This is a genomic window from Bradyrhizobium sp. 134 (assembly GCF_023074155.1).
Lineage (GTDB): Bacteria > Pseudomonadota > Alphaproteobacteria > Rhizobiales > Xanthobacteraceae > Bradyrhizobium.
The window spans coordinates 106,057-120,047 of sequence record NZ_JADPKX010000036.1 but is presented as its reverse complement, the minus strand read 5'-3'; the positions used below and the strand labels follow the sequence as shown (position 1 = coordinate 120,047).

16 protein-coding genes are annotated in these 13,991 nt (G+C 63.5%); 5 read left to right on the top strand and 11 right to left on the bottom strand.

Features of this window, described 5'->3' with window-relative positions:
• Positions 1–433: 433 nt before the first annotated feature.
• Complete coding sequence (locus IVA75_RS14740) at positions 434–1,822, top strand: tyrosine-type recombinase/integrase (RefSeq protein WP_247291112.1); 1,389 nt, start codon at positions 434–436, stop codon at positions 1,820–1,822.
• Between the two features lie 27 nt (positions 1,823–1,849).
• Here IVA75_RS14740 and IVA75_RS14735 read toward each other — a convergent pair whose 3' ends face one another.
• The 5 genes from IVA75_RS14735 to IVA75_RS14715 form a co-directional block, all read right to left on the bottom strand.
• Entirely contained in the window at positions 1,850–2,020 is a 171-nt protein-coding gene (locus IVA75_RS14735) for a hypothetical protein (RefSeq protein WP_247291102.1), read from the bottom strand.
• 94 nt (positions 2,021–2,114) lie between these two features.
• On the bottom strand, positions 2,115–3,182 hold the full coding sequence (locus IVA75_RS14730) for a P63C domain-containing protein (protein ID WP_247291100.1): 1,068 nt from the start codon (positions 3,180–3,182) through the stop codon (positions 2,115–2,117).
• Positions 3,183–3,605: 423 nt separating this feature from the next.
• A complete protein-coding gene (locus tag IVA75_RS14725) occupies positions 3,606–4,280 on the bottom strand; it encodes a hypothetical protein (RefSeq protein WP_247291098.1) in 675 nt (224 codons plus the stop codon).
• The gene (locus IVA75_RS14720) at positions 4,273–4,794 is read right to left on the bottom strand and encodes a phage terminase small subunit P27 family (RefSeq protein ID WP_247291096.1); all 522 of its coding nucleotides are present in this window, start codon (positions 4,792–4,794) and stop codon (positions 4,273–4,275) included. The genes IVA75_RS14725 and IVA75_RS14720 overlap by 8 nt, the downstream gene beginning before the upstream one ends.
• Before the next feature lie 347 nt (positions 4,795–5,141).
• Positions 5,142–5,453, bottom strand: coding sequence for a hypothetical protein (locus IVA75_RS14715; protein WP_247291094.1), 312 nt, complete (start codon positions 5,451–5,453; stop codon positions 5,142–5,144).
• 230 nt (positions 5,454–5,683) lie between these two features.
• On the opposite strand from IVA75_RS14715, the gene IVA75_RS14710 reads away from it, so the two are divergent.
• Positions 5,684–6,388: a response regulator gene (locus IVA75_RS14710; RefSeq protein ID WP_247291092.1), complete on the top strand. Its 705-nt coding sequence runs from the start codon at positions 5,684–5,686 to the stop codon at positions 6,386–6,388.
• A gap of 65 nt (positions 6,389–6,453) precedes the next feature.
• On the opposite strand, the gene IVA75_RS14705 is transcribed toward IVA75_RS14710, so the two are convergent.
• The 6 genes from IVA75_RS14705 to IVA75_RS14680 all read right to left on the bottom strand — a co-directional run bounded on the left by IVA75_RS14705 (position 6,454) and on the right by IVA75_RS14680 (position 10,589).
• Positions 6,454–6,975 carry a hypothetical protein gene (locus tag IVA75_RS14705; RefSeq protein ID WP_247291090.1) on the bottom strand — a complete coding sequence of 174 codons (522 nt, stop codon included), beginning with the start codon at positions 6,973–6,975 and terminating at the stop codon, positions 6,454–6,456.
• Entirely contained in the window at positions 6,972–7,997 is a 1,026-nt protein-coding gene (locus IVA75_RS14700; RefSeq protein ID WP_247291089.1) for a phage major capsid protein, read from the bottom strand. The genes IVA75_RS14705 and IVA75_RS14700 overlap by 4 nt, the downstream gene beginning before the upstream one ends.
• Positions 7,998–8,072: 75 nt before the next feature.
• Complete coding sequence (locus IVA75_RS14695; RefSeq protein ID WP_247291087.1) at positions 8,073–8,294, bottom strand: hypothetical protein; 222 nt, start codon at positions 8,292–8,294, stop codon at positions 8,073–8,075.
• Positions 8,295–8,297: 3 nt separating this feature from the next.
• Entirely contained in the window at positions 8,298–8,951 is a 654-nt protein-coding gene (locus IVA75_RS14690) for a hypothetical protein (RefSeq protein WP_247291085.1), read from the bottom strand.
• Positions 8,951–9,862, bottom strand: coding sequence for a helix-turn-helix domain-containing protein (locus tag IVA75_RS14685; protein ID WP_247291083.1), 912 nt, complete (start codon positions 9,860–9,862; stop codon positions 8,951–8,953). Before IVA75_RS14685 ends, IVA75_RS14690 begins: the two co-directional genes overlap by 1 nt.
• A gap of 187 nt (positions 9,863–10,049) precedes the next feature.
• On the bottom strand, positions 10,050–10,589 hold the full coding sequence (locus tag IVA75_RS14680) for a hypothetical protein (protein WP_247291081.1): 540 nt from the start codon (positions 10,587–10,589) through the stop codon (positions 10,050–10,052).
• 953 nt (positions 10,590–11,542) lie between these two features.
• Between IVA75_RS14680 and IVA75_RS14675 the strand changes: the two genes are divergently transcribed.
• The 3 genes from IVA75_RS14675 (at position 11,543) to IVA75_RS14665 (ending at position 13,901) form a co-directional block, all read left to right on the top strand.
• A complete protein-coding gene (locus IVA75_RS14675; protein WP_247291079.1) occupies positions 11,543–12,097 on the top strand; it encodes a TetR/AcrR family transcriptional regulator in 555 nt (184 codons plus the stop codon).
• A 52-nt stretch (positions 12,098–12,149) separates the two neighbouring features.
• Complete coding sequence (locus tag IVA75_RS14670) at positions 12,150–13,343, top strand: MFS transporter (protein ID WP_247291077.1); 1,194 nt, start codon at positions 12,150–12,152, stop codon at positions 13,341–13,343.
• Positions 13,344–13,481: 138 nt separating this feature from the next.
• Complete coding sequence (locus IVA75_RS14665; RefSeq protein WP_247291075.1) at positions 13,482–13,901, top strand: DUF4118 domain-containing protein; 420 nt, start codon at positions 13,482–13,484, stop codon at positions 13,899–13,901.
• Positions 13,902–13,991: the final 90 nt, after the last annotated feature.

The window sequence follows — 13,991 nt, the reverse complement described above, 5'->3', positions numbered from 1 at the left end:
TGTCGCCCATCCCGGCTCATCCTTGAGGGGCGATCTTGTGGTCGTCACGTTCGCGAGCCGGGCTTGCGGTGGACGCGGCAGCGTTCGGGTACGAGAGGCGTGGGCAGGGCGGATTGCTCTCCGTGAGCCCAAAACTTCGTTCCGACGAGCGGCGCTGCTAGGCTTCGTCTCGTCTGTAAGTTTCCGGCTCCGTCGACAGGGCTGGAAAAACTGCGGCGAAATGGCGGGCCGTGCGTACGGCAAAACCGTGTGGGCCTTATTTTGATACCCGGCGAGCCGATCTGATACCCGCTGAGCTGAAAGATATCCTTTAAAAATAGGCTCATTTGGAAATATCCTTGATCATCAAGGCTGGGGCGCTCGCCGCTGAACCGCCGCTACTGGGGCAAGGCCCCAGCGCGGCACCCGCATCATCGCAGCCTGAGAGCACCCAATGCCCAACATCACCGAACGAGACTGCCGCGCCGAAGTGAAGGCGCGCCGAAAAATTTACGACGCCGCCTGCGCCGGCCTCTACGTCAGCCTGAGCCCGTCAGCGCTGCCGACCTTCTTCCTGAAGTATACAAACCCGATCAGCAAAAAGCGCGGCACGCACCGCCTGGGCGTCTATCAGCAGGGCGAACACGATGTTGCCTTCTGGCGCAAGGAAGCGTGGAAGCTGAGGGTCAGGATCGCCAACGGCGAGGATATCGCGCAGACCGCGCGTCAGGTCCGCAGGCTTCAGGCCAAGCAGGCGGGCATCACGGTCGGCGAGATCATCGACCAGCGCATCGCGTGGTTCCGAGAGGAGGTCGTCACCCGCCGCCACACCGAGCACGGCGTCATGATCAAGAAAGCGCCGCGCAATAAGAGCTGGGAAGAACAGAGCCGACACTTGAACCGACTGGTGCGTCCGCGCCTCGGCAGGATGATCGCAGGCGAGGTCACCAAGCATGACATCGCGCAGCTGCAGGCCGATATCCTTGAAGGCAAGCTGATCGTCCACGGCAAGCCGCTGAAGGCATCGGTCTCCAGCGCCCGCCATATGCGCAAGGCGGTCTCGGGCCTGTTCAACTGGGCGGCCGAAGCAGGCCGCGACTTCGTCTCTACCTCGCCCTGCGTAAACCTGCCGCTGTTGCCTACGGAGGAGCCGCGCAAGCGCAAGCTGAGCCGCGAGGAGATCCCGATCCTCTGGCATGGCCTCGACCGGCCAGACATCACCGTTGATCGCCGCATCTGCCTCGCGCTCAAGTTCGCGCTCACGACCGCTCTGCGCTCGATGGAGTTTTTGCATATCCAACGCGATGAGCTGGACGGCCATGATCTGAACAGCCGGTATCCGCAGGTCGACATCCCCGAGGAGCGGGTGAAAGCGGGCCGCGTGATCCATCAGCCGCTGTCCGATCTGGCGGTCGAGATCGCGAAGGAAGCGATGGGCAATTATACGTGGATGTTCACGGGCCGCTTTGGCAATGCTCCGCTGGCCCGTAGTGCGATGGCCGGTGCGCTGCGCGGAAATAGGGCCAGCAATGGCCGCGTGCGCTCCCTCGGCCTCTGCGAGCAGCTCGGGCTGAAGCCGTTCACGCCGCATGATCTGCGCCGCACCGCCGCCAGCCTGATGGGCTCCATCGGCATCAGCCGCGCCACCATCTCGCTCTGCCTCGACCACACCATCAAGAGCGACGACCACGGTACGGTCGCGGCTGTGACCGGCAAGCACTACGATCAGGACCCGCGCATCGAGGAGAAGCGCGCGGCGCTGCAGAGGCTCGCCGACGAGATCAGGCGGATCATCAGCGAGCCCGTGGAAGCCGCTGAAGATGAGATGCCGCTCGCCGCCTGATCGACGCAAGCCAGCAGAGGGCCCGCCTCAGGTCGAGGCGGGCTTTTCGGTGTCTGCGCGATAGTTCTCTTCGTCAATCTGAGCCGAACTTTCATATTGTACAGCGGCGAAGTCATCGAGCGCTTTGGCAACGCCGTTGCTGCGGATGAACGCATCCCAAAAGCCGCGCGCCTCCTCGAACACTTGTTCGGCGGGCATTTCTTGTCGCCGTCTTCAAAGTAGATGACCCAACCGTCCTCGTGCGCGACAACAACCTGAACCATGTGGTCGGGGTTGATCCGGCGCAGGTTTTTTATTGGTCTGGCGGTACCAGCCTCAGGCGCTCGATCTCATCCGCGAGAAATAGATCGGGCTGAGCGGGCGGAAATGCTTGTCTGAACAGCGTGTCAAAAAACTTCCACTGCCCGTTCGGGGTCGCTCTCAACAGGGTTGTGACGGCGGTTATCTGCTTATCGACGTGCGGGTCTCCGACATCATCCGTCAAAAACTGAAAGTGCTTGCGCTTGCGTCTCTTCGTTACAGGATCTGTCGGGTTTTTCCTCCGGAGACCATCGAGCACACCGGGCGGCAGTTGTTCGTAAATGAGGGTGTTGGTCAGCTTGCCAACATAGGCGGTTCGGGCCGTGGAGCCGGCATCGAACGGCCACCCCATCACGCGGTAAATTTGCTCGTAGAACGAGATCGGGAACTTGGTTTTGTATGAACGAAATTCTGGTCTGACATAGGCGGCCAGGATGCGCTGCAAGGCATCATGTGCACGCCGCTTTTGATAGCCGGTCGCTTCGTCGATCAGAGCGTCAACGGCTGTATCCGCAAGGCCGTCGAGCAAGACCTGCGCTTTTTCAGCCACGCGTTGCTGAGAGGGACCGAGCACCCCCTCGCGCTCGGCCCGCACCCAAACGCTGAGGATGCGTCGTAGAACCGTTCCGGGGATACCCTCGGCGATGGAGCCGTTCACGCTGCGATATCGGATCGGGTTGCGCAGCGCCTCGACGAGCTTGTCGTCGTCGAGGACAAAGGGGCGCAGGTTCTTAAACGCAAGGTACAGCGGGAAGTGCACACCATCTTCCTCCGACCGGCGCGTGGACAGTGCACCGCTGCGGTAAATTCCCATGGTCCGCATGAATTCCGTTCCGGAGATAACCCTTATTTCTCCATCCACTACGGCACAGCGAAACGTCATCCCCACAAGGTCGAGAGTGCCTTCCTCAAGCGCATGGTGCACCGGCCCAGACCATCGTTGAACTGCTGCGTTCTTGGCTATTTCCGAGCGTTTCGAGGGATCTAATTTGTCCGCTCGTGCACGGCCCCCCTGTGCGGCAATCCGCTTTCGGTCAGGGTCTTTATCGTGGTCCGCCAATGCGACCTCCTTTGGGTTAAGCAAGCATCCTCGTGATAATGCTTGCTTTCGCACATAGCAAGCATAAAGCGCGATTTGGTGGAACATGCTGTGCACAAACGCTCGCTCACGGACCAACCGCGCCATCGCCGCCGAAATAGGTGTGGGCCGTGAGACGGTTAAGCGGGCTGACCGCCGCACCGGCTGAGCCAACGCTGAGCGAACGCCCGCATCGGCTCGATCTCGCAGCGCCATGTCGCGATGGCTTCCAGCGGCAGCACGACGCGCCCGCCGACGCGGACCTCTCGCGGGGCCAAGCGGCAGCGCCGCAATGTATCGTGCAGCTCGGGCGAAAGGCAGAACGCGGCGCAAAATTGCTCGGGCGTCATCGCGCCTCGAAGCGAAGGCCTTGGCTCACGTGCTTTCATCCATCCGCCACGCGCTTCAGGTAAAGCCGAACCTGTGTATCTGACAGGAGCGGTCCCGCTTGCCTTCAGGGATGTATTCGGTCTGATCTGTGCCTATGAGGGCTCCCTTGATCTCAAGGTCGTCGCTGGTGAAAGATCGCCGCCATTGACGCCCCTTCCCAACATCCTGCTCGCTCTGTTCCCAGCGCAGCACCTTTAGCTGGTCCTCCACCCACAGGGGCTTCCGAGCATCATCCCTTTCTCGCGGCCACACCTTCGCTGACAGCCCTTCTAAGGAGGCCTTGATGTCCTCGACGCTCATCGGCGCGCACTTTTCCGGCGGCGCTGGTGGCTCGTCCGACATCAGCTTCGGCAGCAAGCCGTCGATCAGATGCTTGGTCGCCGCGAAGCCATGGTCAGGGCTTTGCCAGTAACGTCCGCGCATCCCGTCAGGAGCGTTGTAGAGCAGATCGCTGGTTTGCGGCGCTGCGCGAACGACAAAGATGATCTGCCGCCCATCTTCCTCGTCGCCAGGAGCCGTGCGGTAGGGCTCGATCCGGCTGCTAATGAGGGTCGCGCTCCCGATCACACGCGCGGCGATCTGCTCGAATGACAGACCTTCATCAAGATAGGCTCGCCTGCTGGCAGCAAGCGCTGACGTGTCCCATTCCGTTTTGCTGGGCGGCTTGATGCTCCTCGCGCCGTCATTCATCACCGCGCCTCATCGGCACGACGGTGCCCGCCAGCAGCCCGTCGAACTTCGATGGCGGCGACGGCGCCGCGTAGCCCGCTGCGCCGAGCCTCGTTCTGGCAATTGGCGTCAGGCCAAATTCGCCCGCATAGCGCAGCATGTCTTCGGCGGCATCGTTGGCGATCTTGACCAGCGGGTTCCGCCGCGCATTACCGTCCACGGTCTTGACCAGCAGGCCGTGCATGGTCTCATCGCGATCAGCCATGCGCGCCAAAGCCTCGGCAGCTTGCCGCCATTGCGCGTAGGCGTAGCAGTAGGCGCTGAGCGCAGCGACATCGACCGTCGTCAAGAGGCCGAGCCTGTGCAGCCCCGGAGCGACGGTCCACCATTCATCGGCAGCATAGCCGGTGATGAAGGGCGGCGGCTCGGGGCAGACCTTGGCGATCTGCGGTTCGGGCTCCGGATGCAGGCGGCGTTTGCCGGGGTTGCCGCGCAGAAGTTTCAGATGCGTCGGGGTTGGCGGCGGGCCTGCCATGGAGACCTCTGCTCATTCGCGTTGATCCGGCGATCTTGCTCGCTTCGCCGCTGAAAGACGAGGGGTCACAGAACGGTATTCCTGTAAATTTCCCTATCCTGCGGGCGCTAATTTTGGAGCGCCGCCAGCGCTCGGAAATGCTGCAGCTCCAGTTGAGCGATCCGCCCCCCCGGCCCCAAAACAGCTCAGCCCGGTGGCACGGAGCCGCGCTGGAGAAGTTATTTGCGGTGGCCGCTCGCCAATACGGCGGGAAGCTGCTCGAACGCATCAGCGGGGCTTTAAAGGGCTCGCGCCTCAGCAGCGCTCAGATCGGATCAGCGTGTATCAGATCGCGCATGTTGAAAATTTCAGGTGCGCACCAGCTTGGCGAAGGTGCCATCGCTCTGCTTGGTCCAGCCTTGCGCGCAAGGCTCGCCGCGCTCGCGCTTGACCGCGAGAGCAGCCGCGAAGCTGATGTCGGGCGGCAGGCCCTCGAAGATCAGCGCGACCTCCTCGCATCGCCGCCGCGAGATCATTCGGCACATCGCCGTGACCGCGACCGCAACCGCGCGGCCATGATCGTGCGCGATCTGATGCAGCATCGCTCGACCATCAGCAGGGCAGGCATCGTGCGCTGTGCAGATGCTCGAGGCCATCGCGGCAATTTCGCTGTTCGTCATCAGCCGATCCTGAAGGCGAGCCCCAGCCCTCCAGCGTCACAGGAAGGTCGGCGCGGCCACGTCACCCATATGGGTGACGTGGCTTGTCAGTTGCAAGCGTCCCGTTTTCCAGACCTCGACCTTCCGAGACAACCGGTTGACCCGCAGGCACCAACTGGCCACTTGTGACCAGACCACCCACGATGTCGTGTGCAATAGTTTCCTTGGCCGGGTGCCGGAGGTCGATAGCAGTGGAGGTGCGCGTTGGTCCGGGGCTGGTGCATATCGTCGATGACAATGCGACCTTCCGCAAAACAATAGAAGGCTGTTTGCAGCAATTCGGTTACGAGGTCGACAGCTATCCCTCCGCCCAGCATCTGCTTGATCGCCTGCCGAACGAGAGCATACCGAGCTGTCTGCTCCTCGACGTGCGGCTCCCAGGCATGAGCGGTCCAGAGCTGCAACAGCGCCTGATCGAACTGGGTTCGACGCTGCCCATCGTTTTTCTCTCAGGCTACCCTGACATTCCGATCACAGTGCGGACCATGAAGGCGGGCGCGGAAAATTTTCTGCTGAAGCCGGTATCCTCGGACCAGCTTGTTCAGACCGTCGAACGAGCGATTGCGCGACACAAGGATGTCCTCGGTCTGAAGCAGATGCGGGACACCGTTCTTTCTCGGATCGCAAAATTGACACCACGCGAGCGGCAGGTCTTTGAACTCGTCATACGTGGGAAAAGCAACAAGGCGGTTGCGAACGCTCTGGGTTCTACTGAGCGCACGATAAAGGCGCACCGACACAAGGTGATGGAGAAGATGCAGTTTCGGTCCTTGGCGGAGCTTGTCTCCTTTGCCGAGCGATCTGGCGTGTTGGACGCCTCATTAAGCGGTCCGTCGCCGTCTATGGAGACGACCCAGATTGCAGGTAAGCTGGCCAAGGGCGAGGACACAGCCTGATGCACCAGCGTGCCGCCGCTGGCGCGCGCGCGCTTTGAGAAGCTGGTGTCTCTCCATCGACTATCTCAGTTCGCGCGGCTGCGCAGGATCGGCGGCAGGTCGAGGAGCTTGTTGCCATGATCAGCGCTGCTCTGTTGCAAGCGCAGCTCGGCGTTGATCACCTTCAGTTCGCCGTTTTCGACCTTCAGGTGGGCCATCTCGACCTGCAGCGGGCGCAGTGCATCCTCGATGGCTCGCGTTTGCCGCTGGGCCAGCTCGGCGATGGCTTCGGCGAGCACTTCAAGCAGGAACCCTCGTTCCTCGGCGATGGCCTCGGAAATTTTCAGGTCCGAATTAACCGGCGCAGGCTTGCGCTCGCGGCGGCGGCGGGCTCGCTCAAACCTCGCGGTCTGCTCGTCGGCTTCGCGCCGCCACCGCTCGACGCGATCCTCCAGCGGCTGGCTCAATGCCTCGATGAGCACGTCCTCGGCTGGCGGCTCGCAGACGATCTGCTGCACTGGCTCCGCTTCACCCCGCTGCATCAAGGCACGGCTCTCGGCGATGATGCGTTCGCGCTCTTGGTCTGAAAATTGGTCCATGATGATCACCAGTTCGCTGCTTCGATCCACGCTACGCCGCTCGGCGAGCGCAGGCTCCATGTTGCAGGCAAGATGAAACGCAGGCCCACTTCGTCGGTCTGGAACAGCGAGATCGTCGGGCCGGTCATCGGGCCGGTCATCGGGTCGGCAGAGGGCTGATCGTCCATCTGCAGCATCGCACCCCGGCTCGCCTCGATCCGGGGTGGCTCGATCACGGTTGCAAGGGCGGCAGGTATGACGCCGATCACGGTGCCTGCAGGCAGCGCCGCCGACATCAGCACCGCCCAAGGGTTTCGCGCGTTCATGCTGAGCGGCACGAACTGCGCCGGCGCGGCGATCAGGATCGGCGGGCCGGCACCGCTGGCCGGTGCGAGCGCGGTCGCGATGGCGGCGATATCGGCGACCGTCGCGTCATACGGCGAGGTCGCAGCCGAGGGCGGCAGCGGCGCAATGCCGTTGAGGATGCCCGCAGGCATCACCCCAGGCACCCCTGCATCTGCCGTGAACATCGCAAGATCGAGCGTCGGGGCTGCGGTTTCGATCAGCGCCTGTCGCACGATTGCCTCGGCGTTGCTGCCTCGGATCATTTCGCCGGTCAGCGTCACGATCATTGCCGCCTTGTACGGATCAACCACCGCTCCCGGCGTCGATAAGCCTTGCGTCACCGGGATCGACGCGCCTTCGGCGAGCCATGTCGCGTGCTGCAGCGCCAGCGAAGGCACGCTGATCTGCGCATTGCCGTCGAAGGTCAGCTTCAATGAGGAAGCGATCACGGCGGCGGCGGCGGACACCGGCACCAGCGAGCCGACGAACTGCAGCCCGACCTGCTGCAGCGCCTGCGTGTCGGCGAGCGTTGTCTGCGTCACCGCGCTGCGGGTGATCAGCTTGGCGACGTGATCGTCCGGCCACGCACTTTTCGCGTAGCGGTCATGGACGCTGCGGGCGGCGTCGATGGCGGCGCGGGCCAGCGATCTCAGCGCGGCTTCGCGAACGGCGGTGACATCAGGACGCAAAGGGATCGGTGCGTTCACGGCGGTCCTCCCGACTTGGGAGGAAGACGATGACACGGCGCGCGAGCCGCGAGCGTTACTGGTAACGGAAAATTTTCAGGGCTGCTCGGCGGCATCGGCGAGCATGCGGCTGACGGCCTCGCCGATCTGCTCGCGCGCGTGGCTATCGCGCGGCGGGAGGTAGTGCAGCCGGATCAGCAGGTCGATGCCGCGCGGCCCGACGCGCACCGGTATCAGCACCTCGGCTTTCGCCAAGCGCTCGCGATAGCGCCGCTGCTTGGCGGCGTTGCGATCATCCGATGGTGTGCGCTTGTGCATCTTTCACCGCGCCTGCTGCACCCGCGCCATCGCTTCGCCCTCCAGCTCCTCGATCTCCGTCAAGGTCCAGCTCGACGCTTCGGCGATATTGTGAATTCCCCCAAGCCTTCTGTGCCATTGCTGGTTTTGCCGCTTCACGATCCCCAGCAGCTCGCTGACCGAGGGAATGAATTTCAGGGTGCCCGTGGCCTCCCAGATCGCGGCATCGAGTTCGATCAAACCCAGTGCGCTGTCGTTGCTGACGTGCTCCATCATCACCTTGAGATACACGGCAGGATCGGGCGGCGAGCCGCTCGGAAACCCGCCGACCAGCACCGCAACGCGCGGGGCGACCGCGCTCGGCTTGAGAAACCATTTTTTGTCGTCGTCGATTTCATAGGCGTCGTCCAGGTCGAACCGCTGCAACGTCGCCTCGCACCACGCCAACAAGGCCTTGTCCTGTTCGGTGAGCACAGCGGTGCGCCTGGCGTCGGCGATCAGCTGGTCGATCAGCTTGCGGTCTGTCGTCGCTTCGAGTTTTTCTCTGAGGGTATCCAGCAGCTCTTCGATCTGATCGTAGCGCAGGGCGATGCGGTCGGCCTTGGTGGCAAGCTGCTTCAGAGAACGCAGCGGATGGATGGGATGCGGCTGCAGCGGAACGATGTTGCTGTTGCCCATCACCGCCCCCACTGGCTACCGATTTCGAGAGCGAGGCGCGACAGGGAGACCTTGCCGCCGTTGCGCTGCGGCCTTCGCTGCGGCGGCTGGTTTCGCCAGAGGCCTTTCGCCAGCCATTCCGTCAGCGGCTTGAGGAAGCGCGGATCATCAGCGGCGCTGACCCATGCGCGAGCGGCGGCGATGATCTCGTCGGGCTCGGCCTCGCGGCAGGCGATCACGAAGGCGCGGTGGGCGGCGATGTCGTCGTCGCCCCATGGCCGCTGCCAGACCGCCAGCAGCTCGGGGAACCGATCCACGACCAACCGATCAACGGCTTCCTTGCGTTCTTCCACCGCGCCGCCGACAGGCGCAGGCGCGGTGGCGTGGATCACAGCGAGCGCACGCGAGCGCTCTCCCTCTCCTATGGGGACCGCTGAAGGCGGTCCCATAGGTGGTTCTAAGTAGTTCAGGTCCACTGGTGGACCTTTTAGCGTCGAAAATGGACCTTTTATCGGTTCGGCAAAAGGTTCGCTGGTGGACCTTTTATTGGCGTCCTGAAACCCTGCGCTGGCGCTGGTTTTTTCCGCTGGCTTATGGTGCGCGGCTGCACCTTTTCGCACGACCATGAAGTACTGGTTGGAATGGCCGCGCCCCGCCTTGCCGGGATCGATCTTAAGGTGGCCGCGCTCGCGCAGCTGCTGGACCACGCGGATCACGGTGGCTTTGCCGACACCGATATTTGTCGCGAGGGTCAGGCTTGACGGCCATGCCGCTCCGCCATGCCGTGAATTGAAATGTTGCCCGATCTCATAGGCGACCTTGAAGGCGCTCGGCGACAGCTCGGGATCACCTCTCACCTGATCGAGCCAGACGAACAGTTTGCGCGTCTCGCGACGGCGGTTGATGCGGGTTTTGCTGCTGGTGGTGGCCATGGGCCCGATCCTCCTGCTGCCCCCTTGGCGAGGGCTGCTGGACCGAGTAGGATCAGGGCTGCGACGATGATGTTGCTCTGACCTTGCTCGGTCGGTGAATAAGCGCCGCTCCCTTTTGCCGGGGGCGGCGTTTGCATTTTCGACGATGTCTGCTGGGATGTCGTCCTAATCAAATAGCTGGATCAGGTTAGGACGCGAGAAGACCTGCCTGCCACGCACGGTGCGCCGGCAAGAGATCGGCGAGCTGGCAGAAAATCTGTTCCACCCGCTTTTCTTTCACTTTGATCCCACGCCGACGAAGCGCGGCGCTGACCAGCGAACAGGCGCTCGGCCAGTTTGAAGTTGGGTTGCGGCTCATCGGCAGGTGCGGATGCCAGCGTTCGACCGCCAGCGCGACGAGCACGGCAATGCATTGATCGCGAAGCCAGTTGTCAGCCGCATCCCGGCCCTTGGCGCGCGATGGGGGCGGCTTGCCCAAATACTGGATCGCATAGCCCGCTATCGTCCGAGGCAGCTCATCGCCGCGATCCATCATCTCGGCGGCGACCTCCAGCAGCGCGATGTGGGCATCGGCAGCGCCTTGATGGGCCCAGCCGATCACCTTCACGGTCGGGATCGTGCCTTCCCAGATCAGGGCCTTCATCTTCGCCTGCGTGTAGTGATGCGAGCTTTCCTTTTGCAGCAACTCGTGCGCGAGATCGAACCAATGGCTAACGACGCCGATCATCTCGGCCTCGATCAGCGAAGCTTCGGCCTCAGCAATGGTCGGCGGAAGTTTTGTCATGATGCTCTCGCTGGAGCAGCGTCGATCTGCCGAAGCCTGAGCGGCTGATCGCGGCTTGGCAAGCCGTCCATACGCGCGCTCAGAGGCGCTCAGGAGCGCTCACAGCCCCGCATATCTGAGCCGGGGCCTATTCGGGGCCTGAGCCTCCGGCCTTAGCGCCGGCATTTCCCTAAGGCATTGAAAAGCCGACATTTCTTTTTGCTTGCGGCAAAGCCGTGTGGTCCTGGCCGTCGTTGCTACGGTCAAGCTCTGACGGATGCGGCATCTGCGTCAACCGGCGCGATGTCGGCGACTTCTGTGAGAGTGAGGGAGGCCAAAAGGAACTCGGCTCCCGGGAGAGCACGGCATAAGCCGTCCAACCATCGCGCAGGGAAGGCCGAGTGATTGGCTACACCTGTATGCTGCTGTGCGGTTTCCTTGCGCTACATTTTCGCGCAGCGGACCGCGGGTGCCAGCCGGCACCCGGCCTTCCCTGCGCCCTCTTGGACAAGAGGGTGGAGTGACGAAGCAAAGCTCGGGCGAAATCAGCCGCGAGGATGCGAAGGCGTGTCTGCAATCTGAATGCGAGTTGGAGGAGTGCCGCTGCCGCCTCATACTCCGTCATTGCGAGCGCAGCGAAGCAATCCAGTCTGCCGCCGCGGAGGGATTCTGGATTGCTTCGCTGCGCTCGCAATGACGATCTACAGAGAATGTCCGCCAAACTCCTCCCTGGGGTAATGGGTCCTGGCCTTCGCCAGGACGACGCAGGAGTTGGTGGCGATCAGTGTGACCCACACCCCATCACAACCACGTGTCTTTATTCGGAAACAATCATTCCCTATCATCCCGCAATGCAAAAAGCCGCCCGCAAATCCCGCTCCGTCGCGCGTCCGCCCGGCCGTCCCCGGGAGTTCGACATGGACATTGCCCTCGACGGGGCCGTGCGCGTGTTTTCCGAGCGCGGTTATCATGCGACCTCGATTGGCGATCTCACCGCGGCGATGCGGCTGGCGACCGGCAGCGTCTACAAGGCGTTTCGCGACAAGCATGCGGTGTTTCTCGCCGCCTTCGAGCGCTATGTCGCTCTGCGCCAGGAGCAGACGCGTAGCGCCGCGGCGAAAGGCGCCAACGGCCGCGAGCGGCTGCGCAACATGCTATTGTCGTATGTAGAGCATTCCCAGGGCAGCGAGGGGCGGCGCGGCTGTCTCGTGGTCGGCAGCGCGGTCGAATTGTCCGCGGTCGATCCGGTGGTGGGCGCCCTCGTCAGCGCGCGGCTCGAGACCAACGAAGGCTTCATCGCTGGCCTCATTCGCGAGGGGCAGGCTGACGGCTCGATTCCCCGCCATGTCGCCGCCGACGACACCGCGCGGCTGATGATCTGCATCACGCAGGGTCTGCGCGTCGTCGGCAAGGCGCGCCTTTCGCTCGACGGCAAGCGCCTGGTCGCCGTCGCGATGAAGCTGCTCGCCTGAATTTTTTGTCATATTAGGAAACAAGCGTTTCCTATATCTGGAGACCGTGTGAATGACGATGAATGCCACGATCGAGACCGCGCCGGATCCGGCTGCGGTGTCGCAGCGACTGACCTTCGTGCTTGCCGCGGCCTGCGGCATGGTCGCCGCCAACATCTATTACGCCCAGCCGCTGATCGCGCCGATCAGCGCCGCGCTCGGCCTGTCGCATGAAGCGGCGGGGCTGATCGTCACCATGACGCAGATCGGTTACGGCGTGGGGCTTCTCTTCATCGTGCCGCTCGGCGACCTCGTCGAGAACCGTACCCTGATCTGCTCCGTCATCACGCTCGGCGCCGCAGCCCTGCTCGCCGCGGGGTTCGCGTCCCACGCGCTGCCGTTCCTGATCGCCGCGCTGTTCATCGGGCTCGGCTCGGTCGCGGTGCAGATCATCATTCCCTATGCGGCGCATCTTGCGCCGGCAGCCATTCGCGGCCGCGTCGTCGGCAACGTCTCGACCGGCCTGATGCTCGGCATCATGCTGGCGCGGCCGGTGTCGAGCTTCGTCACGGCGATGCTGTCGTGGCACGCGGTGTTCTTCTGCTCGGCCGCGCTGATGATCGTGCTCGCGGCCGTGCTCTGGATGACGCTGCCGAAGCGCAAGCCGGTCGCGCGCATGCATTACGGCGAGTTGCTGCTGTCGATGCCGCATCTGGTGCGGACCACGCCGCTGCTGCGCCGCCGCGCGCTGTACCAGGCCAGCCTGTTCGGCGCCTTCAGCCTGTTCTGGACCGTGACGCCGCTGCTGCTCGCGAGCGAGTTCGGCTTCACCCAGCGCGGCATCGCGCTGTTCGCGCTTGCCGGTGTCGCCGGCGTGTTCGCGGCTCCGATCGCCGGGCGGCTTGCCGATCGCGGCCATAGCCGCATGGCAACACTGGTCGCGCTGCTGCTGGCGGCAGTGGGCTTCCTGATCACGCATATCGGCGCGCCCGGATCGGTGCTGAACCTCGCCTGCCTGGTCGTGGCCGCGATCGCGATCGACATCGGCGTGCAGGGCAACGTCGTGCTCGGCTTCCGCGCGATCTTCGCGCTGGGGCACGAGCACCGCAGTCGCCTCAACGGCCTCTACATGGCGACGTTCTTCACCGCGGGCGCGGCGGGCTCGGCGGTCGGCGCCTGGGCGTTTGCGCAAGGCGGCTGGACGCTCGCATCGGCCATTGGCCTCGCGCTGCCCGTCGCAGGCCTGATCTATGCGGCCACCGAATAGGGGCCGGGTCGCCCAATTCGTGCGGTTCGGCCCGTTTACCAAGGCCGTCCCGCCGGCAATTTCCACCTCGCAGTTTCCCTGCCGGTGTAGTACTTTGGTCGCAAGCGAGCCTGGTTAACGGGCGGCAGGGGGAGGCTGATGAGGCGTGCGGGGCTGTTTGGCGTACCGCGGGTACGACCGTGGTCATGGCAGGCGTTTCTGCTTGGATTCGTCGTTGTCGCAATGTCGGCTGCGCTCCAGGGCGCCTGTGTCGTGCTCGGCGCAAAGCTCTATTTCGCGGCGTTCCTGCCCAGCCTGTTCGTGCTCGGCTTTGTCGCGGGCGTGCCAGTTGCGGCGTTCGCCGCGGTCCTCACCATTCCGCTGGTGTGGTGGGCGTTCATGCCGCCCTTCTTCGAGTTCAATTCGCTGACCAGCGCGCATGCCGATTCCATCAAGCTGTTCTGCCTGCTCGCCGTGCTGGTGATCGGCCTTGCCGATCTCTGCCGCGAGACGATGGCGATCATCAGCCGCGGCGGATTGAAGCCGCGAAGCGAGAGCGCGGCAACGAATTCGCAATAGATCGGTCTTGCGCGGTCGCGCACGTTGCGCGCGGGCAACAGTCCGGAAACCATTCGCGCGCTTGCCGCGCGGCGCTAACTTTTCGAAAAA

Excerpts from the sequence above, each read along its gene's own strand:
- IVA75_RS14725 (WP_247291098.1), bottom strand. The coding sequence starts at position 4,280 with ATGAATGACGGCGCGAGGAGCATCAAGCCGCCCAGCAAAACGGAATGG.
- IVA75_RS14665 (WP_247291075.1), top strand. The coding sequence starts at position 13,482 with ATGAGGCGTGCGGGGCTGTTTGGCGTACCGCGGGTACGACCGTGGTCA.
- IVA75_RS14740 (WP_247291112.1), top strand. The coding sequence starts at position 434 with ATGCCCAACATCACCGAACGAGACTGCCGCGCCGAAGTGAAGGCGCGC.
- IVA75_RS14735 (WP_247291102.1), bottom strand. The coding sequence starts at position 2,020 with ATGCCCGCCGAACAAGTGTTCGAGGAGGCGCGCGGCTTTTGGGATGCG.
- IVA75_RS14680 (WP_247291081.1), bottom strand. The coding sequence starts at position 10,589 with ATGATCGGCGTCGTTAGCCATTGGTTCGATCTCGCGCACGAGTTGCTG.
- IVA75_RS14695 (WP_247291087.1), bottom strand. The coding sequence starts at position 8,294 with ATGCACAAGCGCACACCATCGGATGATCGCAACGCCGCCAAGCAGCGG.
- IVA75_RS14685 (WP_247291083.1), bottom strand. The coding sequence starts at position 9,862 with ATGGCCACCACCAGCAGCAAAACCCGCATCAACCGCCGTCGCGAGACG.
- IVA75_RS14720 (WP_247291096.1), bottom strand. The coding sequence starts at position 4,794 with ATGGCAGGCCCGCCGCCAACCCCGACGCATCTGAAACTTCTGCGCGGC.
- IVA75_RS14675 (WP_247291079.1), top strand. The coding sequence starts at position 11,543 with ATGGACATTGCCCTCGACGGGGCCGTGCGCGTGTTTTCCGAGCGCGGT.
- IVA75_RS14670 (WP_247291077.1), top strand. The coding sequence starts at position 12,150 with ATGACGATGAATGCCACGATCGAGACCGCGCCGGATCCGGCTGCGGTG.
- IVA75_RS14690 (WP_247291085.1), bottom strand. The coding sequence starts at position 8,951 with ATGGGCAACAGCAACATCGTTCCGCTGCAGCCGCATCCCATCCATCCG.
- IVA75_RS14715 (WP_247291094.1), bottom strand. The coding sequence starts at position 5,453 with ATGACGAACAGCGAAATTGCCGCGATGGCCTCGAGCATCTGCACAGCG.